Genomic DNA, 23,894 nt, shown 5'->3' with positions numbered 1-23,894 from the left:
TAACGAGTACATTGTATCAATCAATGTACTCGTTATTTTTTGTGGATTATCACGTATGACTATAATCTTTAGAGGTTTGATAGATGGCTTCTAAGATTTGTTCATTTGCTGTTTCATTTTTTATAATAGCTTCTTGATACTCTGATAAAAAATATTTCAGTTGGTGAGGGTGAATGAAATTTCACCACAAATATCAATGCCGTGAACGGATTTTTTGTTTTTTATAGAACGAACATATTGTAATAATGTTGATAAATTCATATGTCCTTGATCCCAATTTGTAATAGCGTCACGAGGTTCTAATACATCTTTATCAATACTCACATAGACTGTGCTTGTTTCTATATGCAATTGATTTCAAGATGTATAGTTTGAATAAAGCTAATCACATTTTGCGAAAAGAGATAAAATGTGAGGAAATTCCTATCTGAATGTTAGAAAATTATAATCTTTTTACAGAATAATCTTGCAATATAAAACTGAATCGAAATACAATAAAAGGAAACATAGGAAAGAAACTAATAAAATAATACTTTTGAGGGAGAATTTTTATGAAAAAAGCATCTTCAATGAATCTTTTATAACGAGTTATAAAAAAATAACTAGAAAGAAAATGAGTGATGGAATGTTGGGGGACATGTGTTCAATGAAAACACTATTAAAAATATTAGGGATAATTGCTGGAATGGCAGTAATGGGTGTAGCACTTACTTACGGTATCTTATATTATCTTAATACTAGTAAACCAGCTGCCAAAAAAGCACCAACTGCAGCTCCAGCAGTGGAAGTGTTAGCTGATAGTAAAGTGAAAGCAGAGAACGCAAAACTGTTAGAGAATGGGAATTACTCTTTGCCAAATAGTGATTTTAATAAAAATTTTAAGTGGACTGATGAAAAAGTGCAAATTGCATTACATGAAATGGCACATCAAAAAGTAAAAGTAGATCAAAAATGGGGTTATATTTTTATAACACAAGAACGAATTGAAAGTTTAATAGAGATTGTTAAGAGTGGTAATTCGAATCAAAAAAGCGCATATATAGATATTTTAGAAAGATGGAAACAGGGGAAATATGAAAAAGTTGACGCTGATCATAATACGATTTGGAAATTACAAAGCGGTAATCTTGGCGAAGGGAAAGGTGTAATGTCGCAAGATGAGCAGAAAGATTTGGTTAATAAAGTCTTCATGCAAAAAGAGACATTCTCAGGAAGTACGTTAATAGCGAGTGGGGAACAAGCGAAAAAATAACTTGTAAAATATACATAATTGTATTGAAAAGATTAGATTGTCGTAGACCTTGTCTTGGTGGAGGTATGGGGAAAATCCACCAAGACAAGGTTATTTTATTTGACATATGAAATATATGGGAATAGGATTTATATATGAAATAAAAATGAAAGGCTTTTTCGAATGGAAATGAAAAAAAGAGAATTATACGGAAGTATTCGAGATGTCTATCATCAATTGCAAAGAAATTTGGATAAGGCGATAGCAGAGCATAGTATAAGCTATGTCCAATTTGGTGTGATACAAGTGCTTGCGAAGTCCGGAAAGATATCGATGTCTAAGCTGATTGAAAATATGGGGTGTGTTCCAAGTAATATGACTACGATGATTCAGCGGATGAAGAGAGACGGGTATGTTGCAACGGAAAAGAATCCAAATGATCAACGTGAAACACTTGTCTTTCTAACTGAAAAGGGAGAAGAAATTAGAGAGAAAGTCGATGTGAAGTATGCAGGGTTTTTACAAGAAAATTGTAGCTGTTTTACTGCTGAAGAAGAACAAAAGCTGCAAGAACTATTGTTAAAATGGAAGCATCATTTAGTTTAAGTGCGATATATAAGAAAAAGTGTAACACTCTGTTACATTTTTTTTATATAAATAGTTCACATATGAAATAAATTGACATGTATAAAATTGGAGGTGTAAGGGTAATTTTAAATATTTATTTCATATATGAAATAAAGGGGAGGAATCAAGATGCAAGTAAAATCAACGTTACGTATTTTAGCAATTATCGCTTTTTTTATCGGTTTAGATTCTTTAATTGTTTCACCATTATTGCCTGCGATTTCACTAACAACAGGAATACCTACTGAAAAGGGTGGGCTTTTCATTACAGCGTACGCACTATTCTATGGGATAACAGCTCCATTTTTTGGACCATTATCTGATAAAGTCGGTAGAAAGCAAATGATTGTCACGGGTCTTATCATTTTTTCGGTTGCTACATTTTGCACGGGACTTACGAATCATTTTGGAACCCTCTTATTGTTCCGTGGACTGACTGGTTTATCAGGAGCAATGATAATGCCAAGTGTATTTGCATTAGTAGGAGATAAAGTACCGTACCAGTCACGAGGAAAAGCAATGGGTATGATTATGGGAGCTATGGTTGGATCAACAGTATTAGGTGTCCCTATCGGTGCTTTTTTATCTGAGGTAGGGAACTGGCAATGGACATTTTCTATCATTGGATTACTAGCCGTGCTTGTTACGCTAATTGCAAGTCAAGTGTTAGAAAAAGAGATTCCGAAAAATCAGTTATCAACTTCTGCAACGAGAGCAATGATTCAATCATGCAAAGTCGCATTTACAAATTTCTCTGTTTTCTTTGCGTTATTATCAACGCTTTTATGGACTGTTGGACTACATGGTATGTTCTCATACATAGGTGTGTACTACGATAGGAATTTTGGATTTACAATTGGACAGATTGGAATTGTTATTTTCTTTGCTGGTTTAGGGAGTGTAGTTGGTAATATAGGTGGTGGAAAATTAGCAGATAAAATGGGGAAAAAAGTAGTGGTTTCCATTGCAAGTATCATTACTTCAGTTAGTATAATTACATTTTCACTCTATATTGATAATATAAAAATCGCGATTATGGCACACATGGTTTGGAGTATATTCATTGGATTTGGTCAAGCATCATTAACAGCTTTGATTTCTGAATTAAGTTCAGCAGTAAGAGGGACTGTTATGGCGTTGAATAGTTCTGCAATGTATGTTGGAATGACGATCGCTTCGAGTGTGGCATCGTTTGCTTTGAGTAAAGGGTTTTCATTTGTTACTTTAGGGATTTTTTGCGCATTTGCTAGTTTGCTTGTTTTGCCGATGGTTCATTTTCTTATTAGGGAGAAGGTTGCACCTAAGAAAAATCAGATCGGCATGATGGAAAGAGAATAGGGGGTATGTCTGATAAGTTAAGGAATTAATGGAATTTCAAAAAGAAAAAAGAGTTGATTGTCTCTAGTGAAGGACATCAACTCTTTTTTCTTTCATCGACTCACCTACGTTTATTCACCTATGCGTTCTTCTAATAGAATAAGGAGAGATTGTAGTACGGGAGATATCTATCTAGATTGGAAAAGAATCTACAATGTTTTTTAACTGCTCAATAAAAGCTCGTGCAGCAGCCCGCATATATTTATCTTTTCTATAAATAATCCCGATTTCTATCGTGGGCGTAGGATTCTTGATTTTAATAGCTTGAATAGAGTCACTCTGTAGAAAGTCTATATATGGTTTAGGCAAAACTGTTATTCCCATTCCTTTTGAAACCATGTGAATTAATGATTCCATTGTACTTATCTCTAAAATTGGTTTTGGTGTAAAGTTAAAGTTTTGGCAATGTGAATTAATAAGCTGTGTTAAAAAGAAATTTTTGGGTAGGAGGATAACAGGATATTTCTGTAATACTTCCATCGTCACGGTAGTGTGTTGTGTTAATTCGTGCCCAGTTGGTACTACTAAAGTAAGTTCGTTTTGATAAAGCGGAATAGATATGATTTTTTTATTTTGAACAGGAAGAAATGTAATGCCAATATCTAATTCATTTTGCAATAATTTTTCACGGATTTCGCTAGTACGAAGACCTAATATAGAAAGTTCAATATTAGGATATAACTCATTAAAATTCAAAATGGCTGGTGGTAATAAGTAGTTTACGGTCGTCAATAGGGTGCCAACGGTTAACTTTCCTTGCTGGAGCCCGTTTAAATCTTGAATTGCAGCATGCGCTTGTTCTACTTCGTGAAAGACTTTTTGACTATGTGAAAGTAAAATTCTTCCCGCTTCTGTTAAAGAGATTTTTTTGCCAATTCGATCAAAAAGAGGCATACCAATTTCATATTCAAGTGAACGAATTTGTTGACTTAGTGAAGGTTGCGAAATATTTAATTTTTCAGCTGCTTTTGTAAAATGTAATTCGTTTGAAACAGCTACAAAGTATTCTAACTGTCTTAACTCGATAAGAATCACCTCTAATGATAGGTTTTACCTATCATTATCATACAAATAATTGAATTGAACAATTAATGTTTTGACATTATACTCACATTGATAAGGAATTTGAGATAATAAATCAAAATTTTGAAGAGCTTTGTCAAGAAAGTGAAAGGAGTCGGGAATGATGCTAAAGTCATATAACTTAATGTCTCTTAATATAGGTATGCCAAAAGAAGTGTCATATGGCGGGAAATTAATTCAAACGGGTATGAATAAATCGCAAGTAAGTGAGCCTGTCTTTTTATCATCATTAAAATTTAATGGAGATGGTCAAGCTGATTTAGTCCATCATGGTGGAATTGATAAAGCAGTTTGTGTTTATTCCTATAATCATTATCCGTATTGGGAAAAAGAATTGAATCAAAAGCTTGTATATGGTGCTTTTGGAGAAAATATGACAGTACAAGACATGCTTGAAGAAGATGTTTGTATAGGTGATATATTTCAAATTGGCGAAGCAATAGTACAAGTAAGTCAACCAAGGCAGCCTTGTTTTAAACTAGCAAAAAAGTATGATATACCGCAATTACCACTTTACTTCCAAAACACAGGATATACGGGATTTTATTTTCGTGTTCTAAAAGAGGGGTGGGTATCACCAACAGATTCTCTCACACAGCTTGAGACTAATCATCAAGGTATTTCAATTGCTTTTGCAAACCACATAATGCATAAAGAAAAACGTAACTTTGAGGGAGTACGAAGGATTTTAGGAGTAGAGGCTCTTTCAACAAGTTGGAGAAAAACATTTGAAAAGCGTTTAAAAGGAGAAGAAGTAAATACGAAGGAGAGGTTAGAAGGGATTAGTGAATAACGAAGGCGGAAACTACAACGCTTTTATAAATATTAAGTAGCTCCTATGCATCTACCAGAGCAGATTCGTGCAAAATATATCTGTAGTGGAAAAATTTTGGGGTAAATATCGGTTGTTGAAATGCAGCAGGATAAACAAAGGATGAGCGAATCTACTTAGGTATTTTTTAGGAGGAATGAAAGATGAGAATAGGGTTAATTGGTTTAGGGAAAATGGGGTTGAATTTAGGTCAAAATTTAATGGATAAGAATCATGAAGTAGTGGCGTATGATGTAAATGCAGATGCTGTACAAGAAATAAAAGGATATGGTGCTGTAGGCACATCTAGTCTAGCTGAACTTATTCAATCTCTCGAAACACCAAGAGTTTTATGGATTATGGTGCCACATGCTGTTGTTGATAATGTAATTAATGAAATTACACCGCTTTTAAGTGGGGGAGATATTGTGATTGAAGCGGGTAATTCTTATTATAAGGAATCCATTCGTCGCTATGATGAGCTTAAAAAAGCTGGTGTGCATTTTATGGATGCGGGAACATCTGGTGGGACAGAGGGTGCTCGTCATGGTGCTTGTTATATGGTTGGAGGAGATCCAGAAGCGTGGGGAACTGTAGAAACTGTATTTCGAGATACAGCTGTAGAAAATGGATATTTATATGCAGGAAAAGCGGGAAGTGGTCATTTTTTAAAAATGGTTCATAATGGGATTGAATACGGTATGATGGCTGCTATTGGTGAAGGATTTGAAGTGTTAGAGAAAAGCGAGTTTGATTATGACTATGAAAAAGTAGCAAGAGTATGGAATAATGGTTCAGTTATTCGTTCGTGGCTCATGGATTTAACGGAACGCGCATTTTCAAAGGATGCAAAGTTAGATGACATTAAAGGGATCATGCATTCCTCAGGGGAAGGGAAATGGACAGTTGAAACAGCTCTTGATTTACAAACAGCGACACCTGTTATTGCACTTTCCTTATTAATGCGGTATCGTTCACTAGAAAATGACACATTTACAGGTAAAGTAGTAGCTGCACTACGTAATGAATTCGGCGGCCATGCGGTAGAAAAAAGCGATAAAAAATAAGTTATCATCACAATGTAATCGGAAAATCTTTTCTACATAAAAACAACCTCGTTCTTATAAGGACGAGGTTGTTTATTATTTATTTCTCTATTCGCGGACAAGAATGTAAAAGTGAAGAAGTTAGGAAGGCGATCATGACCTGTAAAACTCCCAATACTCTCAAAGGCCGCTCCTTCAATAATCATATGTAAAGATTAATATGTGTACCTGTACGGACGTCTAATTTGATACGTGACTCGGTAACATGCGCATTTGTTATTCTTGAAAACTGTGGTTGTTTTTTAGGCTTATTTTTGTAAATAGTCATTCCTTCAAATATAGGGACTGTAATATCATATATTTTCATTGTAGCTTTCTCCTGTCAAATGAGAGGTTATCGTTGGCCACCAATGAAAACCATCTTTTTCTAATAAAGCATCAGATTCTTTAGGACCCATTGAGCCGGATTCATAGTTAGGAAAATGTTTAGCTGATTTATTACTCCAAACATTTGAGATTGTATCAACGAATTTCCAAGAAAGGGATACTTCATCCCAATGAGTAAAGTTAGTTGAATCACCACGCATACAATCGTATAGAAGTATTTCATATGCTTCCGGTGTATTCATTTTATCCATACAGTTATTACAATAACTTAATTGTATAGGTGTCGAAGTAGTGCCACTATCAGTTTTTTGTGCATTTAAATGAAGTGTGATACCTTCTTCTGGTTGAATATGAATGACCAATAAATTAGGATGAACTTTTTTTTCCTTATTAAAATATAGATTCATTGGTAAATTTTTGAATTGTATGACAATCTCGGTTGATTTTTCTTGCATACGTTTCCCAGTTCGAATATAGAAAGGAACGCCTGACCATCTGAAATCTTCAATCATTAGCTTACCAGCAACAAATGTTTCCGTATTTGATTCTGAATTTACTGCGTTTTCTTCACGGTAACTAATTACTTTTTGCTCGTCTACGATTCCTGATCCGTATTGTCCCCTTACAAAATCACGTTCTACCGTCTCTTCTGAAAGTGGTTGTAAAGCACGAAGTACTTTCACTTTTTCACTTCGAATTTCATTTGCAGTTAGCTTGATTGGTGGTTCCATTGCAAGGAGTGCTACCATTTGTAACATATGATTTTGAACCATATCACGTAGTGCGCCTGAATCTTCGTAATAGCGGCCGCGCTCTTCTACTCCTAAAGTTTCACTTGAAGTAATTTGGATGTTTGCTATATACTGATTGTTCCAAAGAGGTTCAAAAATCGCATTCGCAAATCGAATAACTTTAATGTTTTGAACCATTTCTTTCCCTAAATAGTGGTCAATACGATAAATTTGATCTTCTGTGAAGGCATGACGAATTTGATCATTTAATGCTTGTGCTGATTCATAATCATGTCCAAATGGTTTTTCAATTACTAAACGAATCCAACCTTCCGTTGAAGTTAGCCCTTCTGATTTTAAATTTGTAGCAATTGTGCCAAAAAAATCAGGAGCCATAGCTAAATAAAACATACGATTTCCTTCAGTAGCATACTTTCCATCTAGAGTGCTTAACAAACTGTTTAGCTCCTGATAAGAAGATAAATTTGTTACATCAAAAGGATGATAATAGAAATGGGAAGCGAATGTATCATGAGTTATATTTTTCTCTTGTAAATTGTGAATAGATTGTTTAACATTCTCACGAAATTCCTCATTAGATAATGGCCTTCTTGCCACACCAACAACGGCAAAATTTTCGGAGATTTTCCCTTGTCGAAAGAGCCTGAAAAGAGAAGGGAATAATTTGCGATTTGCTAAATCGCCTGTCGCACCAAAAATAACGATAATACATTTAGGGGTAGTATAATTTTCCATAGTTAAATAGCCCTCACTTTTTACGAAATTAGCTCTCACTTAGTATGTTGATTATTGAATAATACATGTAAGAGGAATATAAAATAATTTTTATTGGAAGTTGTATTCGCAGTTATCTTGAAAATCTTAACTTATTTTGGTATATTTTGTGAGGGTATGTTGACCTGAAAGAAACTTCTTTCATTTAAACACAATAGAAAACGATTACACTAATAGGAATGAACTTATGGAGGAACAATATGGGGAATCTTATTCTTTCTGAAAACTTTTTTGTGGAAGAACCGAAAAAGGAATTGTTGTTTCAATTATTTGAAGAGGTGTTTCATATTCCTGTTCAAACGTTACAAAATTTTGAATCCAATGGATTTTGGGACAATACATACAAACCTTTTTCCTATTTACAAAAAGGTCAAGTAATAGCAAATGTATCTATGTTTGCGCTACCAATGTTAGTAAATGGAGAGGAAATTCATGCTGCTGGTATTCAATCTGTCATGACACATCCAGAATATCGTAGAAAAGGCTTGATGAAGCAGCTATTTTGTAAAGTATTACAAGAAATAGATACAAAATATGAATGTGCAATATTATTTACAGAGAAGCCGGAATTATACGAGTCATTTGGTTTTCGAGTCGTACAAGAACATCTGATGACATTATCTTATGATAATAAGCAACCTTGTTCATCTTCACTTCGAAAATTAAACTTTCATGTTGAAAAAGATATGCAACTTATAAAAGAAATAATGGAGAACTCTCAACAGCTTTCAATGGAATTTTCCACACTAAACTATCAGTCTTCTTTTTATTTTAATATGTACGATACGAAATGGAATGGAAAACTATACTATTCAGAGAAGTTAGACGCATTGATTGTATATGAAGTGAAAGATAAAGTGCTACATTTATTTGGGGTTTTTGCACAAATTATGCCGATTTTAGATGAAATATGTGCTGAAATAGCTGAATCATTTACAGCGATTGTATTTTACTTTTATCCTGATGAACTAGGGATAGAAGCGGTAACATGTAAAGAGTTTCAACCTGAAACATACTTGATGATTCGCGGTGGTGAAAAGATTAATTTTAAAGGATATAAATTTCCAATTGCAACTGAATTTTAACCCCCAAATCGCCATTAGTAGATTCTTTATGATTGGATTGCAGCAAATAATCATGAGTGAATCATGAATGCTTAAGAAACATATTTTTATGGAGGTCCTATGAAAATATCCTATATACCAAATCATATGAAACAACTAAATATTATAAATGAACCAAAAAATTATGAGATACAAGAAAAAACTTTTCTCGTTCATTCGAAAGAAGAAACCGATTTTTGGTTAAAAACACACTATGGATTCGAGGTAATGAACGGACACGTTTTTTATGAAGAACTGTCTACGGATTTTGTAGCTGAAGTATCATTACGTATGGACCCTAAATCTACATACGACCAAGCCGGACTTTTTGTTATGTTATCGGAGAAATGTTGGTTAAAAACATCTCTTGAATATATTCCTGAAGGACCATCACATTTAGGGGCCGTTGTAACAAATAGTGGATATTCTGATTGGTCGACGCAAAATTTTTCGAATGAGCTTGTCAAACAACAGCTAAATTTTCGAATAATTCGAAAGGAAGGTGACTATACGATTTATGTAAAGACTGAACAAATGGGTGATGAATGGGAACAGATTCGAATTGCTCATCTTATAGAAGATCAGGGGAATTATCCTATAAAAATAGGATTTTACACTTGTAGTCCATCAAAAGGTAATGGTTTTGAAACAGAATTCATTAATTTTACAATTGAACATATATAATTGAGCTTGGCCGCATTCTATTATAAAAGAATGCGTTTTTTTATGATTGCCTAGAAATAAGGAAGATGTATTTTCTATAAAGGTAAGGCGCATTGATTGACGGATGGAAGATTAATATTTATCATTTAATAATGTTAAATATTAATCTTTGGAATATAAATAGTAGTAATGGAAAAGTCCGTATGAATGAATAAAAAGAAGGTGGTATTTGAATTATAAAATGACAATTTCATAAGAAAAGGAGACAATGTATGAAATCATTCCGCAAATTGTTACAGTATTTAAAACCATACATGTTCTTCGCTATTATTGGACCACTGTTTATGGTACTTGAGGTTGCGATGGACTTAATTCAGCCGACGATTATGCAACATATTATTGACGTTGGAATAGCAAATCAAGATTTTCAGTATGTAATTAAAATGGGAATTCTGATGATAGGAGCAGCAGCAATTGGATTAATTGGTGGGCTTGGATGTATGATGTATTCTACGAAAGCGGCTGTTAACTTCGCGACGGATATAAGAAAGGATGTCTTTACAAAAATTGAGACGTTTTCTAGTGAAAACCGGGACTCATTTGGAACTGGAAAGTTATTAACAATTGTCACAAATGATATTACATCCATTCAAGTAGCTATGACGATGATATTGCGTGTTCTTGTTCGTGGCCCCTTATTATTTATAGGTAGTATCATTATTGTTTTTGTAACAGCAAAAGATTTGTTTTCTATTTTACTTGTTGTTGTACCTATTCTTTTAGTTGCAATTATTTTCATCGCTGGGAATGCAAGCGGATCATTTAGAAGGGTTCAAGAAGCTTTAGATAAAGTAAATACAAAATTACAAGAAAACCTATCTGGTGTCCGCGTTGTAAAGGCTTATGTAAGACAGAATCATGAAATTTCCCATTTTGAAAAAGTAAATAAAAACTTAACATGCATCAACATTCGTGCGGTACAAATTGTTTCATTAATGATGCCGATCATTATGCTAGTTGTAAATGGTGGTATTGTAGCGACGTTATGGATAGGCGGCGTGAAAGTGTTTAATGGCACATTACAAGTTGGAGCAATTTTAGCGTTTATTAACTATTTAAATATTATATTAATGTCGCTTATGTCAATCAGTATGGTATTTATTCAAATTGCTCGTGCTTTTCCATCTGCTGATCGTGTACAACAAGTACTAGAGACGAAAGTTGATATTGAAAATGAAAAAAATGCGTATCAACCGGAGAAAGTAAATGGAAATATCGAATTTAAGCATGTTAGTTACAGTTACAGCAAAAATAATGAATATGTTTTAAAAGATATTTCATTTACAGTAAGAAAAGGTGAAAAAGTAGGGATTATCGGTCCTACGGGAAGTGGGAAATCTACTTTAGTTAAATTACTTCCACGTTTATATGATGTTGATCAAGGAGCAATTTTTGTTGATGGTGTCAATGTCAAAGAGTACGATTTACCTGTGCTTCGTTCTTCAATCGGATTTGTTCCGCAAAAGGCATTGCTGTTTTCAGGAAGTGTTGAAGAAAATATGAGATATGGTAAAGAAGAAGCAACACAAGGAGAAATAGAATCTGCGTCAGAAGCAGCTTGTGCGACGGAGTTTATTCATAAGTTTGAAAATACATATCAATATAACTTAACACAAGGAGCAACAAACCTTTCTGGTGGACAAAAACAGCGTCTTTCAATCGCGAGAGCACTTGTTCGAAAACCATCTATCCTCGTGCTTGATGATTCTACATCAGCTGTTGATGCAAAGTCAGAAGGGATTATACAAGAAGCATTGAAAGAAGAACATACAGAAATGACAACATTTTTAATCGCCTCAAAAATATCATCTGTTATAGATGCTGATCAAATTCTTGTTTTAGATCACGGTGAATTAGTTGGAAGTGGGACACACGAACATTTAATAGAAACATGCGAAGTGTACCAAGATATATATCTTTCCCAAGGTGGTAGTTTAGATCAAGAAGGAGGGAAAGAACATGCGTAATTTTCAAGGGCAGTTCGGAAATAAAGGTGGACGTAGCAATTCCAAACCAGGAAAACCGAAAGATACAAAAGGAACTGTAATGAGAATTTGGAACTATATGGGGTATCAAAAAGCAGCTCTTATGTTCGTTATTGTTCTTGTATTTGTTACAACATTACTTGGTTTATTAGGACCATATTATATGGGAGTTATTATTGATGAATATATCGTACCAAGAGATTTAAATGGGACAGCAAGAATGTGTATGCTTCTCGTTGGGATTTATGGCATTACGGTATTATTAACGTGGCTGCAAACATTCCTGATGGTTAATGTAGCATTAAAAACGATACAAAAAATACGGCAAGATATTTTTGGGAAAATCCAAACGCTTTCCCTTCGTTTCTTTGATGTTCGTTCACAGGGAGATTTAATGAGTCGCGTTACAAATGATATTGATAGTTTAAATCAAGCGTTAACACAAGGCGTCGTTCAAATCATTTCGTCTGCCTTAACATTTATCGGTGTGACAATCGCAATGTTCGCACTAGATTGGATTTTAGCAATTGTGACACTCATTACGATACCAATTATGTTTTTGGTAACAAAAAAACTGGTTGCATATAGTGGTAAAAATTTTGCGAAGCGTCAAAAAGATCTAGGAGAATTAAATGGTTTTATTGAAGAAGCAATTACAGGTGCAGATGTTATTACGCTATATGGAAAAGAAAAAGAAACAGTAAATAAATTTCATACGATCAATGAACAACTTAGAATTTCTGCTACAAAAGCTGATACATTTTCAGCGTTTATCTTCCCAAGTATGAACTTTATTAATAACTTAGGTATGGGACTTGTTATATTAGCGGGTGCCATTATGGTTTTAAATGGTATGACAACAGTTGGTGTTATCGCAGCATTTATTAATTACTCTCGTCAATTTTCAAGACCACTTAGTCAGTTTGCAACGCTTATGAATACAATTCAAGCTGCAGTTGCTGGGGGAGAGCGAGTTTTTGAAATTATGGATGAGGTACCAGAAATTCAAAATAAAAAAGATGCAATTATTGTTGAGAAGCTAAAAGGAAATGTTTCTTTCGAACGTGTATCATTTGGATATGCGAAAGAAAAAGAAATTTTAAAAGATGTTAACTTACATGCGTATCCAGGAGAAACGATTGCACTTGTTGGACCAACGGGGTCCGGAAAAACAACAGTTATTAATTTGTTAACGCGTTTTTATGATATTCATAAAGGGCAAATTAAGATTGATGGAAAAGATATAAAAGATTACGATATTAGCTCTCTGCGAAGTAAAATAGGAGTCGTCTTGCAAGATACATATCTTTTCGCAGGTACAATTATGGATAATATTCGTTATGGACGGCTAGATGCAAGTAATGAAGAAGTTATTGCGGCAGCAAAGGCAGCATCTGCACATTCATTTATTAAACATTTACCAAAGCAATATGAAACAGAAATTGCTTCGGAAGGGTCAAATTTAAGTCAAGGGCAAAAGCAATTGCTTGCAATTGCACGAGCAATCTTAACAGATGCAGACATTCTAATTCTTGATGAAGCTACATCTAACATTGATACAAGAACAGAACTTCAAATTCAATCTGGATTAAATTATTTGATGAAGGGACGTACAAGTTTTGTGATTGCTCATCGATTAAAAACGATTGAAAAAGCAGACCAAATTCTTGTTATTCAAGATGGAGAAATTATTGAGAGAGGCAATCATGAATCTTTAATTGAAAATCAAGGATTCTATTATGGACTGTATACGAGTCAGTTTAAGATTTAACTATAGATGCTGATGTAATGCGGTTTCTTGTATTTGAGAAACCGCATTTTTTTGTAATTGCAAACATTTTGCAAACATCCATTATCCAAACTTAGCATAAAGGTGATTAATTAATAAAAATTTCATTTTGTAGCAAAGAAGGATGACTATGAAAACATGTAACAATCTAGTTGATAAGTGTCAGGAAATTCGTGATAGAAGATGGACCTCGGAAGCAGTTTATGGGTGGATAAAAATTCTGGATGGGCTCCTGACAGTATCATTAATGCAAGTGATGAAGCACAAAAAAGAGCAGCTAGCAAAAGCTAACAGCTCGACCACAATGAGTACTAGAGATTTATTTGAAAATTAAATTCTAGTTGACTCGGATTCTTTTTGCACCAGAATCTACGTTTCTAACAAATATTGTTTGTACCAGAACCAACTTCCGCTTGTTGTATTTGTAAAACTTTCAAAGTGAGATCCAATACTACTTTTTCACAAATTGTATCAAATTCTTCATTTTTAATAACTATTTATGATTATCAAAAAAGAGCACCTGTTATGGATGCTCTTTTTTGAGTTGTATATATTACATAGTAAATTTAATTCTAAATAAAGTGAAAACTCTATTTGTTTTTACCGCAATTACATCCTTTCTTCTTTACATACCCTTGGCGATATAGATTTTGTGATGATTGGTAATTGGAAGATTGTGAAGATGAAGTGCGGATATCTTTATTGCCAGAATCTTTGTTAGAATTGTACTCTTTATTCATGATACCATCACCTCCAGTTTGATATATAAATATTATATGTGAATACTCTAGTAATCGTTACGATAGTTTAAAGTATATATTAATTGTGATTAAACACTGATATCTGTGTTCGTCTTCATATATTTGCACTAGAACCTTTTGGAGGCTATTTTAAATTATAGTAATCAACTACTACTTTAGAATCATTACGACCACTCCGAAGATAAAACATACATGTCGAAATTCCTTAACGTAGGAAAATCGGCTTTTTATTTGCTATAAAATGTCCTAGCGTTGGTTTTATGTCATTTGGTTGGCGGGACCCCTTTTAGTCTTTAGCATATGTTCCGAAAAAAAGTCCACTTCCTCAAGGAGCGAGAAGGGCGTGGCCCAGCGAGTAGGTGGGGGATGAATTTTCGGTAGGCGGTAGCTTACATGTTTTTTGTACGTGATTTTGATCATATACGATATAATAAATGCGGTAAGGGACGCCGCGAATATAAGGCTTTGGACATGAGCGAGTAGGCTTGTGGATGAATGAGCAATAAAAGAGAAAGTCTTGGCTTTTGAAGCCCCCCCTTCAAACAGACTGTAAGGTCGTTAAGTGGTGGGTAGTTCACTTTCTTCTCTTCATATTCTTTCAGTATCTTATAAAAAGTATTTTTCTTAAGTTCTAGTAGTTCCATAAATTTAGTGCCCGTTATTTCTCTTTTTTTCCACTTTGGATAGGTTTCTGCTATTATCAATAGCTGCTTTTGGCTTAATGTTAAAAGGTTAAATAAAGGACGCCCTAAATGTTTTCCTTGAGTTTTAGCCACCGCAATCCCTTCTGCTTGTCGCTGACTCCCATAATTAAAATCACGAGTGTTCTCAGCTCATTCATAAAGTTTGTTCACATTCACAGCATGCATTTCATTAGGGATTTCAGCCTATTGATTAAGTTCATGTATTTCTCGAGCCATAGATTCTAAAATATAAATAACAGGTACTTGCGTAGTAATATTAGATTCTTCGAAAAATTCCTCTGTTACATAATAGGGAATGTTTATATCAGAGATTTTTGCAATGGTTGAGAGTGTAGTGTTTGTAATACTAATGATTTTACTTCCCTCTTGTTTAAGTTGGTTAAGATGAGTGACCGTAAAATTATTTTCTCCTGAGACAGATAAGGCAATTGTTACGCTATTATTACGAAGGTTGGAATGAATAGGAAAGTGAGGATCTTTAATATATAGTGAGAATTTACCTAAGCTCGAGAAATATCTTGCACCATATTCGGCAAGAATACCAGAGCTGCCGATCCCAATAAAAATAACGTTATCTGCTTTGGTAACGAGACTTGCGTCTTCCTTAATTTTTTCTTCTAAGTCACCTTTTAATGTTCGTTCAAAAAATTCTATTACTGAATGTTGAGAACTTTTTATAATTGTCTTTTTATTCTTTTTTAAGTGCATTTTAAGCTTTACTTTGAATTCAGAAAACCCCTCGCAATGTAGCTTTCTGCAAAAACGTAAAATTGTAGCTGTTGACACATGTGTTTCATCTGCTAGTTCACGAATTCGCATATAAATCACCTTAGCACTGTTTTGACAAATATAGTTGTATAAAGAAGTTTCTAATTCATTAAAAGAAGCGATTACGTCGTTTGTAAACATTGATTCAGTGTCTCCTTTAGTAAAAAATATCGTAACCTGCAAAAAAATGATAACTACATTTTAACACAATTTTTTCACAAGAAACATAGTGTTACATTTATGTAACAAATCACTTTCTCCGGTATAAAAAACTAAATACTCTTCATTTATTTACTATCCCACTAAACGTAGTTATGATTTTTTTGTAGTTACTTATAAGAAAGAGATTTTTATAAATTTAAACAAATAGTTATAATGGCATAAATTTCTGGAGGTAATCAAAATGAAAACATATCAATTCCCTGAAGATTTTTTATGGGGAGGAGCTACTGCAGCTAATCAAATAGAAGGTGGATTTAATGAAGGGAATAAAGGACTAAATATTGCCGATGTTCTTCCAGGTGGAAACGAGCGTTATAAAATATTAATGAATCCAGGTTTTGATTTTGAAATCCATGGTGATCAATATTACTATCCGAATCATGAAGCTATTGATTTCTATCACCGGTATAAAGAAGATATTGCGCTGTTTGCAGAAATGGGTTTCAAAGCATTCCGTATGTCGATTGCCTGGACACGAATTTTTCCAAACGGCGATGAATTAGAGGCAAATGAAGAAGGGTTGGCCTTTTACGATCGTGTTTTTGATGAATTGCATAAAAACGGTATTGAACCAGTTGTAACTATTTCTCACTATGAAATGCCTCTACATTTAGTAAAAGAATATGGTGGTTGGAGAAACCGTCAAGTGATAACTTTCTTTGAAAGATATGTAAAAGCTATTTTCAATCGTTATAAAAATAAAGTAAAGTTTTGGATGACTTTTAATGAAATCAATAGCAGCTTGGTGATGCCGATTCAAGGTCTTGGTTTTTCAATTCAAAAAGAAGAAGATAAATACGAGCCTACCTTCCAGGCATATCATCACCAATTTGTCGCAAGCTCCCTTGCGGTCAAAGCATGCCATGAGATCATTCCTAACTCCCAAATTGGTTGTATGATTCTCTTTGCACCTGTATATTCTTTTAATTCCAATCCAGAAAATATAATGTATGCTCTTCAGGAAGAACAGCTTTTCAACTACTATTGTGCAGATGTACAAGTACGAGGTGAGTATCCAGCTTTCATTAAGAGATACTTGAAAGAACATAATATCGAATTGGAGATTCAAGATGGTGACTTAGAATTAATAAAGGAAGGCACTGTTGATTATATTGGCTTTAGTTATTACATGTCCCGCACTGAGAAGAAAGTGAAGACAGATGCGGAAGCAACGCAAGGGAATATTATTGGCGGTATAAGAAATCCGTTCTTAAAAACAAGCGACTGGGGCTGGGAAATCGATCCTGTAGGATTACGCATCAGTTTAAACAAATTATATGATCGCTATCAGAAACCACTATTTGTTGTAGAAAATGGGTTAGGAGCCTATGACAAAATAGAAGAAGATGGCACAATCAACGATGACTATCGAATTGACTATCTTCGTGAGCACGTTAAGGAAATGGGTGAAGCCATTGAAGATGGTGTTGAATTAATCGGCTATACAAGCTGGGGCTGTATTGATATGGTAAGTATGTCAACAGGCGAGTTCTCCAAACGTTACGGTTTCATTTATGTTGATAAACATGACGATGGCAGCGGAACATTAGAACGGAAAAAGAAGAAATCCTTTTTCTGGTATAAAGGTGTAATTGCAACCAATGGGGAAAGGCTATAAAAATTTATTACTATTAATTTTCTTTTACAAAGGAAATTCTTTTGTTGAGAGCTACTGAGGTAGCTCTTTTTTATTAGTAGGAAAACCTTATGATAAACTATCAGGTGCTTCTATGCAATCAGAATTGATTTACTACATAACGGAAACCCCTTGGATATTAAGAGGTTCTCATTTTCTTTTCTATATAGAAATTACACAATAAACTAGTGAACACTTTACTAAGACAAGCATTATGATAAATCTGTGTGGGGCAAGTTTTCTATTAGGACAGAGAAAAACTGATTATCGAAGTGAGTGAATTTGAAAAACTATGGTCATTATTAAAGATTTTAGAAAATCCTATGGGGGATGTTCGTGAAAATATGCATGAATGAAAGAATAAGAATGGAATGCTGTTAGAAGACATTGCGAAATTCACAGATTTAAGCATAAAAGAAATTCGTAAATTGTTATTATAATGCATGGAATTATAAAAGTCTTTTATCTTTAAAGGTGAAAGTAAAAATTAGAAGGGGGTATGCAACAACTATACATATGCTAAAAATAATAAGGGTAGTAAGCGTACTGAGCTAACGAGTGTAATCAAATTAAAAGGTCAACTGGATTTTTTTGGTTGACCTTTTTTGTTTTGCTAGGCCGATTTTAGTATTAGCCAGGAGTATCCAAACTTCAACTTTAGCCCTTTTAAGCTAAAAAACTGATCCATCCAATTCTCCAACGTTTTTTCGTCAGACGGTCCTACATCTATGCTAGTCGCATATGAAGGGACAGGAACGAGGAAAGAAATGAGGAAAGAAATTATGAACAGAATGATAACATTAAAATAGAATATCTATTCATAATTATCCTCCTAACTTAATGCATTATTTTCTATATAAGTTAGCAATCTCATCAGTTAATAATAGATGATAGTATCTGTTCATCATCCTGGAAACATAGGATCTTTAATCGCATACTCTTTTGGTGGCTCTACCCCCATTAGGTTTTGTATAAAATAGTCCCATCGTCGCCGTATAAAATACACATCTTCTGAAATCCCATGATGCCGATTAGGAAGTATTAGTAGATCAAAGTCTTTGTTTTCTTTAATCAAAGCATTTACCATTCGCATGGTTAAAGCAGGATGGACATTATCATCGAGGTCTCCTGTTACCAAAAGTAATTTTCCATTTAGGTTCTTAACCAATCTAGTATTATCTTGTTCACGGTATAGTTCTGAATTGAAAAGTCCTTGAAAGCGTTCTCCCCAAGCTGCTAAGTACAAGCGCTGATCATGGTTCCCGCACCCAGATACTGCTACCGTATATACATCCGGATATGTCAGTATAGCTCGAACAGCTGCATACCCACCTCCAGATTCGCCGTAAATACCTACTTTTTCTGAATCTAAAAACGGATACCGCTCCGCAAGCTGCTTAATAGCTACTACATGATCTTCAAGTCCTGCAGACCATTCCAGCCTTCCATCAGAAAAATCATGAAAGCTCTTTGACCTGTAAGGAGTGCCTCTTCCATCCATTAAAATAACAGCAAAGCCAAGCTGTGCAAAAGATTGAGCACAGCCCACTTGATTAACTGGTAGTCCTACTGAATACTCTCCGCCCCAAGTAAATTCTTTCGGTGTGTGAGTTATTTGAGGACCACCGTACATGTAATCTAGGATGGGATACTTACACTCTTTGTTTATTGTTGCAGGAGGAATCAGTACTCCGTACAAATCAGTTATCCCGTCGGCAGCTTTGACAGTAAAACGCTTTGGTATTTGATATCCATTTGATAAGAGAAGTTCAATATCAGCTTGCTCCAGTTCACAAACTAATTTTCCATTTGTGGAACGCAACACAGATTTAGGTGGCATATCCACTCGTGAAAAAGTATCTACAAAAAAACGATAATCGGGGGAAATAGACACATTATGCTCTGCATCCTCTGGCGTAAGGAGTACTAAGTCTGATCCATCTAGTCGAACGCGATAAAGATGCTGAAAATAAGGATCCCGTCCCAGTTCTCGGCCGCTAGCAGTAAAGTATACCCAACCTTTTTGTTCATCAACCCCCATTAGTCGACGAACTGTCCAAGGTCCAGAGGTAATTCTATTTTTAAGTCTCCCTGTATTACTGTCATAAAGATAGAGGTGTGACCATCCGTCACGCTCCGAATGCCAAATAAAAGAGTTATCATGGCATAGCCATTGGACATTTATACCTCCTTTGCCACTTTTGATATTGTAGAGGTCTGTAAATAGGAAGCTTTCACTTTTTTCCTTTAACAAATTTTGAACTTCACCATTCTTTGCATTAGCGACAACAAATTGTATAGATCGATAATTGCGAGCCATTCTTGTGAAATAAACAAAGTTGCTGTCGTTTGTCCAAAAAGCCGTTTGACAACTAGAACTGAGTGGTGATACTAATCCAGTAATCACAGGTTCTGTATCTAATTGAATCATCGATTGCTGTTCAATATCGCAAATTACAAAATGGGCTACTGGAAGATGTTTATCTCCGACTAGTGGATAGCGATACGAATGGATTACAGGCGCTTTTGCTTCTTCATGAGGAACTGACTGTAGAAGAGACATTTTTCGTACTTTGCGTTGATCAAGCCGATGCGTCAAGATTTGTTTGGAATCCGGTGACCAGAGTACTGCCGGTGGAAATTTCGGATTATATAATCGTTTAATGACAGCGGAAATTTCTGATTCCGGTTGAGTCCCATAATCATAGTATCGCTTGCCATCGTGGGTTAGTTGGATTAGTTGTCCTGTTTCTAAAGAGCGTACAAATAAATTATACCCCTTGATAAATGCAGACCAACGCCCGTCAGGAGATTGAAGTTCATTCGCAGGTACTTCTTTAGCCCGGATTTTTTCACAATGATATTTAGTTAAATCACAAATCCACGTGATTCCATCTACTTCAAATTGAATCGCTTTCCCTTCATTTACATAAGTAAAAGAGTTGAAGGGAAGATTATCTGAATCGACCTGATGGTTAATTACATTAGAGAGGGACTTTGCAAGCCTAGCATGATTGAAAGCGGGTTCTTTAGTATTTAACCGTGGATTAACTATCACAAATTGCTTACCGCGTTCATTTTTTTTTCGTATATCCATTTGATACCAAAAGCGGCTTCCTGTATCTAACCAATTAGGAAAAACCTTACCGTTAAATACATCATTTACAGTGTTCCAAGAAAGCAGACGCTCTGCTTTCTCATACTGTTCATAGGTTACTGATAATGACATGTCTATCACTCCTTTAACGATTTAAAACATCCGCTCTAGTATACTAGAAACATAGAGCATTCATTTTTCTAATATTCAAGGATTTGATTATGATCCTAATCTAAAAAGCTTATAGGTGAATTCTTTTTCCTTTGGGCAGATTGTATATATGCTGGTTCATCTACCTTTTTAGTCAAATATATAACCTGAGGCCATTTAACATGCAAGTATCATGATGTGCAAGTTTTCTCGATATATTTGGTAGTTGCAGAGTTTTTTCAGTTGTCTTTCGTTTAAGATAACTCCATCTTAAGGTGTTAATCTTTCTCTGAACTGTCATTTACCTTACAATAATCTTACAAAAGGGAATTTTAGTTTTAAGCAAGATTTTAAAGTGGAAACAGGGGGAGAAATGGTGAGAACGATTATAATCGTTGATGATGAGCCTGAAATCATTGAGATACTAAGACTTTTTTTAGAAATGGAAGGCTTTTCTATACTGGAAGCGTGTGATGGTAAATCAGCTTTAAATCTTATACAGAAATTCAAAATTGATCTAGCCATTATTGACATTATGATGCCGAATATGAATGGATACGAATTGATTAAAATAGTTCGGAAAGAGTATAAAATGCCTATTATTATTCTTTCTGCCAAGAATCAGGAAATTGATAAAATTATGGGACTAGGGCTAGGAGCAGATGATTTTATATCAAAACCATTCAGTTTGTTGGAGGTATTAGCACGAGTCCAAGCTCAACTTCGAAGAACATATGATTTTAATACTGACTCGCTAAATCAAGAGCATTCTCAAACGTGCCTGAATGACCTGGTGTTGGATCACCACTCTTGTATTCTTTACAAGCGGGGACAAGAAATTAAACTTAGCGCCCTTGAGTATAAATTATTGAAGCTATTTATGAGTGAACCAGGTCGTATTTTTACAAAAAAACAAATCTTTGAGAACGTGTGGTCCGATCATTATTATTCGGATGACAATACTATTATGGTTCAAATCAGTAGATTGAGAGAAAAAATTGAAGATCATCCGAGAAATCCAGTATATTTAAAAACTATAAGAGGATTAGGTTATCGATTTGCTAAAAAGGAGGAGTTGAATGAGCGGTAAAAATAAAATATTCAACACCTTAATTAAAACTTATGTTTTCTTCTCATTGACCGTTGGAATTACAGTCGTTATCTTGCTGGTCATTTTAAACTTTCAATTGATACAGAAATTCGATAATACTATGTTGTCTAATTTAAGAGCGACTGAAATCATACGACAGAACTTTGCAGACATTCCTTCTAAGTCAATTGAGTCATTTGATGGTTGGGTAGAAATTCTCGATGAAAATTTGCACGTTATTTATATCAAAGGGAAAAAACGAGATGAATTATCTGCCTATACGGAAAAAGAATTAAACACCCTTTTTTACGACCAAGAGGAGAATCCGTATTACTCTTCTCTAGCACCATTTAAAACGAAAGACGGGAAAATGGCTTATTGTCTCGTTAAGATTCCCAAAACATATGTAAAGCAAGAGTTCTCGGTAACAAGTGCAGCGAAAGAACATATTACAACTTTTACAAAATTGTTACTTCAAACCTTTCTCCTTTTCCTCCTTTTATTTGGGCTGAATGTTTATATATATAGCCGCTGGATGGCTATGAAAATAACAAATCCTTTACGTTCAATCGCTGATGGAATTAGAAACATCACCAAGGGCTATTACTACAAAAGGCTTCGTTTTAAATCAAACTATGAATTATTACAAATACAGAATGACTTTAACCTTATGGCTGAAAAACTAGAAAAAACAGAAAAAGAGAAAAAACAATTAGAAAAAAGCAAGCAGCGTATGCTGGTCCATATCTCTCACGATTTAAAAACTCCTATTACAACTATTCAGAGCTATGTTGAAGCACTGCAATTGGGTCTTATTAAGGAGGAGGCGAAGAAACAGCAAGCTTTACATATTATACATACAAAAGCACGTCTCGTTACAGAATTGATTGAGGATGTCTTTGAATTGTCTAAACTTGAAAGCCATGACTATCCATTTCCAACTGACTCATTGGATATTTTAGAATTCGTTCGTGAAATAGCTGCAGAATATTATGGCCTGTTTGAAGAAAAACAACTTAACTTTCAATTTGAAATCCCTTCTCAGAAAATATTCGTTTCATTTAATTATACATTGTTATATCGTGCCGTTTCTAACGTACTGTCCAACGCCTTAAAATACAACCCAGAAGGAACAAATATTCTCATTTCACTAATTGAAGATACTCAAATGATACATATCAATATCATTGATGATGGTATCGGCATTCCTAATGCGATAAAAGAAAAAGTATTTGAAGCATTTTTTAGGGGAGATCAGTCAAGAAAAAGTGACGGGGGAACAGGTCTCGGTTTAACCATTTCAAAACATATCGTGGAGAAACACGGAGGCCAAATGTATTTGCATACAGACGAAGAGAAAACAAGATTTTAAATCACCCTTCCTAAAGCTGGTTACAATAAGAATCTGGTACAAAAATAATCAAGTTCATTTTAAAACAAGAGTATGAACGTTTTTTTTGAATATTGTCTAAATTAGATTAACAAAAAGGGAGTATTGGGGAGTGAGGTGATGTACTTTTGAAATTACGAATTATGTTTGTTAAGTATATAATTGATACAGAGAAATATATACTAGACTTTGTTTTGAATAGAAAATAAAAAAATTGTTATGAAAAGCGACAACGTGATTCGAGTGAAAAATATCAAAAGACACAACTTCATTAGCCGGTTATAAGGGAATGTATGTTGGGATGGTTTCTAAATAAATAGTAAAATGCTTTGTAAATTGATACAAAGCATTTTTATGAAGACATCTTTCGTTTTTCAGAAACAGAATT

General features: G+C 34.4%; 17 protein-coding genes and 4 pseudogenes. 13 read left to right on the top strand and 8 right to left on the bottom strand.

Annotated features, from left to right (window positions below):
• Positions 1 to 49: 49 nt before the first annotated feature.
• Positions 50 to 348 (bottom strand): annotated as a pseudogene (locus tag AC1M36_RS07645) (arginase family protein); the annotation flags it as partial.
• 298 nt (positions 349 to 646) lie between these two features.
• On the opposite strand from AC1M36_RS07645, the gene AC1M36_RS07640 reads away from it, so the two are divergent.
• The 3 genes from AC1M36_RS07640 (at position 647) to AC1M36_RS07630 (ending at position 3,196) form a co-directional block, all read left to right on the top strand.
• On the top strand, positions 647 to 1,252 hold the full coding sequence (locus AC1M36_RS07640) for a PRK06770 family protein (protein WP_479845712.1): 606 nt from the start codon (positions 647 to 649) through the stop codon (positions 1,250 to 1,252).
• 162 nt (positions 1,253 to 1,414) lie between these two features.
• Positions 1,415 to 1,837 (top strand): MarR family winged helix-turn-helix transcriptional regulator, encoded by a 423-nt coding sequence (locus AC1M36_RS07635; RefSeq protein ID WP_336453865.1) that lies wholly within the window; start codon positions 1,415 to 1,417, stop codon positions 1,835 to 1,837.
• A 150-nt stretch (positions 1,838 to 1,987) separates the two neighbouring features.
• Entirely contained in the window at positions 1,988 to 3,196 is a 1,209-nt protein-coding gene (locus AC1M36_RS07630) for an MFS transporter (RefSeq protein ID WP_336453866.1), read from the top strand.
• Positions 3,197 to 3,367: 171 nt separating this feature from the next.
• Here AC1M36_RS07630 and AC1M36_RS07625 read toward each other — a convergent pair whose 3' ends face one another.
• Positions 3,368 to 4,270: a LysR family transcriptional regulator gene (locus tag AC1M36_RS07625; protein WP_479845711.1), complete on the bottom strand. Its 903-nt coding sequence runs from the start codon at positions 4,268 to 4,270 to the stop codon at positions 3,368 to 3,370.
• A 151-nt stretch (positions 4,271 to 4,421) separates the two neighbouring features.
• On the opposite strand from AC1M36_RS07625, the gene AC1M36_RS07620 reads away from it, so the two are divergent.
• Together AC1M36_RS07620 and gnd are read left to right on the top strand one after the other, a co-directional pair.
• Positions 4,422 to 5,111 carry an MOSC domain-containing protein gene (locus AC1M36_RS07620; protein ID WP_336453868.1) on the top strand — a complete coding sequence of 230 codons (690 nt, stop codon included), beginning with the start codon at positions 4,422 to 4,424 and terminating at the stop codon, positions 5,109 to 5,111.
• A gap of 182 nt (positions 5,112 to 5,293) precedes the next feature.
• Positions 5,294 to 6,196 (top strand): phosphogluconate dehydrogenase (NAD(+)-dependent, decarboxylating), encoded by a 903-nt coding sequence (gene gnd / locus AC1M36_RS07615; protein ID WP_336453869.1) that lies wholly within the window; start codon positions 5,294 to 5,296, stop codon positions 6,194 to 6,196.
• Positions 6,197 to 6,348: 152 nt separating this feature from the next.
• Here gnd and AC1M36_RS07610 read toward each other — a convergent pair.
• Both AC1M36_RS07610 and zwf read right to left on the bottom strand, forming a co-directional pair.
• Positions 6,349 to 6,542, bottom strand: a pseudogene (locus AC1M36_RS07610) (cyclase family protein); the annotation flags it as partial.
• Complete coding sequence (gene zwf / locus AC1M36_RS07605) at positions 6,529 to 8,049, bottom strand: glucose-6-phosphate dehydrogenase (protein WP_336453870.1); 1,521 nt, start codon at positions 8,047 to 8,049, stop codon at positions 6,529 to 6,531. The gene zwf and the pseudogene AC1M36_RS07610, both read right to left, overlap by 14 nt.
• A 239-nt stretch (positions 8,050 to 8,288) precedes the next feature.
• Here zwf and AC1M36_RS07600 point away from each other — a divergent pair, with 239 nt between their 5' ends.
• The 5 genes from AC1M36_RS07600 to AC1M36_RS07580 all read left to right on the top strand — a co-directional run bounded on the left by AC1M36_RS07600 (position 8,289) and on the right by AC1M36_RS07580 (position 14,022).
• Positions 8,289 to 9,173: a GNAT family N-acetyltransferase gene (locus AC1M36_RS07600; RefSeq protein ID WP_336453871.1), complete on the top strand. Its 885-nt coding sequence runs from the start codon at positions 8,289 to 8,291 to the stop codon at positions 9,171 to 9,173.
• Positions 9,174 to 9,272: 99 nt separating this feature from the next.
• Positions 9,273 to 9,875, top strand: coding sequence for a DUF1349 domain-containing protein (locus tag AC1M36_RS07595; RefSeq protein WP_336453872.1), 603 nt, complete (start codon positions 9,273 to 9,275; stop codon positions 9,873 to 9,875).
• A gap of 251 nt (positions 9,876 to 10,126) precedes the next feature.
• Entirely contained in the window at positions 10,127 to 11,881 is a 1,755-nt protein-coding gene (locus AC1M36_RS07590; RefSeq protein ID WP_479845710.1) for an ABC transporter ATP-binding protein, read from the top strand.
• On the top strand, positions 11,874 to 13,670 hold the full coding sequence (locus AC1M36_RS07585; protein WP_336453874.1) for an ABC transporter ATP-binding protein: 1,797 nt from the start codon (positions 11,874 to 11,876) through the stop codon (positions 13,668 to 13,670). The genes AC1M36_RS07590 and AC1M36_RS07585 overlap by 8 nt, the downstream gene beginning before the upstream one ends.
• A 148-nt stretch (positions 13,671 to 13,818) precedes the next feature.
• A complete protein-coding gene (locus tag AC1M36_RS07580; RefSeq protein WP_336453875.1) occupies positions 13,819 to 14,022 on the top strand; it encodes a hypothetical protein in 204 nt (67 codons plus the stop codon).
• A gap of 43 nt (positions 14,023 to 14,065) precedes the next feature.
• On the opposite strand, the pseudogene AC1M36_RS07575 reads toward AC1M36_RS07580, so the two are convergent.
• The 3 genes and pseudogenes from AC1M36_RS07575 to AC1M36_RS07565 form a co-directional block, all read right to left on the bottom strand.
• A pseudogene (locus tag AC1M36_RS07575) lies at positions 14,066 to 14,173 on the bottom strand (CsxC family protein); the annotation flags it as partial.
• A gap of 851 nt (positions 14,174 to 15,024) precedes the next feature.
• Positions 15,025 to 15,249: pseudogene (locus AC1M36_RS07570) on the bottom strand (recombinase); the annotation flags it as partial.
• Positions 15,250 to 15,336: 87 nt separating this feature from the next.
• The gene (locus tag AC1M36_RS07565) at positions 15,337 to 16,062 is read right to left on the bottom strand and encodes a MurR/RpiR family transcriptional regulator (RefSeq protein ID WP_479845709.1); all 726 of its coding nucleotides are present in this window, start codon (positions 16,060 to 16,062) and stop codon (positions 15,337 to 15,339) included.
• 262 nt (positions 16,063 to 16,324) lie between these two features.
• Between AC1M36_RS07565 and AC1M36_RS07560 the strand changes: the two genes are divergently transcribed.
• A complete protein-coding gene (locus AC1M36_RS07560; protein ID WP_479845708.1) occupies positions 16,325 to 17,761 on the top strand; it encodes a glycoside hydrolase family 1 protein in 1,437 nt (478 codons plus the stop codon).
• Positions 17,762 to 18,683: 922 nt separating this feature from the next.
• On the opposite strand, the gene AC1M36_RS07555 is transcribed toward AC1M36_RS07560, so the two are convergent.
• The gene (locus AC1M36_RS07555; RefSeq protein WP_336453878.1) at positions 18,684 to 21,008 is read right to left on the bottom strand and encodes a S9 family peptidase; all 2,325 of its coding nucleotides are present in this window, start codon (positions 21,006 to 21,008) and stop codon (positions 18,684 to 18,686) included.
• Positions 21,009 to 21,399: 391 nt separating this feature from the next.
• Between AC1M36_RS07555 and AC1M36_RS07550 the strand changes: the two genes are divergently transcribed.
• Both AC1M36_RS07550 and AC1M36_RS07545 read left to right on the top strand, forming a co-directional pair.
• Positions 21,400 to 22,116, top strand: coding sequence for a response regulator transcription factor (locus AC1M36_RS07550; RefSeq protein ID WP_479845707.1), 717 nt, complete (start codon positions 21,400 to 21,402; stop codon positions 22,114 to 22,116).
• Complete coding sequence (locus tag AC1M36_RS07545) at positions 22,106 to 23,488, top strand: HAMP domain-containing sensor histidine kinase (RefSeq protein WP_479845706.1); 1,383 nt, start codon at positions 22,106 to 22,108, stop codon at positions 23,486 to 23,488. The genes AC1M36_RS07550 and AC1M36_RS07545 overlap by 11 nt, the downstream gene beginning before the upstream one ends.
• The last annotated feature ends 406 nt before the right edge of the window (positions 23,489 to 23,894 follow it).

It is taken from the genome of Bacillus sp. Medicinal_06, from assembly GCF_056711665.1.
This window is presented reverse-complemented; position numbering and strand designations above follow the sequence as displayed.

Coding starts and splice junctions, on each gene's coding strand:
- AC1M36_RS07640 (WP_479845712.1), top strand. CDS start 647: ATGAAAACACTATTAAAAATATTAGGGATAATTGCTGGAATGGCAGTA.
- AC1M36_RS07635 (WP_336453865.1), top strand. CDS start 1,415: ATGGAAATGAAAAAAAGAGAATTATACGGAAGTATTCGAGATGTCTAT.
- AC1M36_RS07630 (WP_336453866.1), top strand. CDS start 1,988: ATGCAAGTAAAATCAACGTTACGTATTTTAGCAATTATCGCTTTTTTT.
- AC1M36_RS07620 (WP_336453868.1), top strand. CDS start 4,422: ATGCTAAAGTCATATAACTTAATGTCTCTTAATATAGGTATGCCAAAA.
- gnd (WP_336453869.1), top strand. CDS start 5,294: ATGAGAATAGGGTTAATTGGTTTAGGGAAAATGGGGTTGAATTTAGGT.
- zwf (WP_336453870.1), bottom strand. CDS start 8,049: ATGGAAAATTATACTACCCCTAAATGTATTATCGTTATTTTTGGTGCG.
- AC1M36_RS07600 (WP_336453871.1), top strand. CDS start 8,289: ATGGGGAATCTTATTCTTTCTGAAAACTTTTTTGTGGAAGAACCGAAA.
- AC1M36_RS07595 (WP_336453872.1), top strand. CDS start 9,273: ATGAAAATATCCTATATACCAAATCATATGAAACAACTAAATATTATA.
- AC1M36_RS07590 (WP_479845710.1), top strand. CDS start 10,127: ATGAAATCATTCCGCAAATTGTTACAGTATTTAAAACCATACATGTTC.
- AC1M36_RS07585 (WP_336453874.1), top strand. CDS start 11,874: ATGCGTAATTTTCAAGGGCAGTTCGGAAATAAAGGTGGACGTAGCAAT.
- AC1M36_RS07580 (WP_336453875.1), top strand. CDS start 13,819: ATGAAAACATGTAACAATCTAGTTGATAAGTGTCAGGAAATTCGTGAT.
- AC1M36_RS07565 (WP_479845709.1), bottom strand. CDS start 16,062: ATGTTTACAAACGACGTAATCGCTTCTTTTAATGAATTAGAAACTTCT.
- AC1M36_RS07560 (WP_479845708.1), top strand. CDS start 16,325: ATGAAAACATATCAATTCCCTGAAGATTTTTTATGGGGAGGAGCTACT.
- AC1M36_RS07555 (WP_336453878.1), bottom strand. CDS start 21,008: ATGTCATTATCAGTAACCTATGAACAGTATGAGAAAGCAGAGCGTCTG.
- AC1M36_RS07550 (WP_479845707.1), top strand. CDS start 21,400: ATGGTGAGAACGATTATAATCGTTGATGATGAGCCTGAAATCATTGAG.
- AC1M36_RS07545 (WP_479845706.1), top strand. CDS start 22,106: ATGAGCGGTAAAAATAAAATATTCAACACCTTAATTAAAACTTATGTT.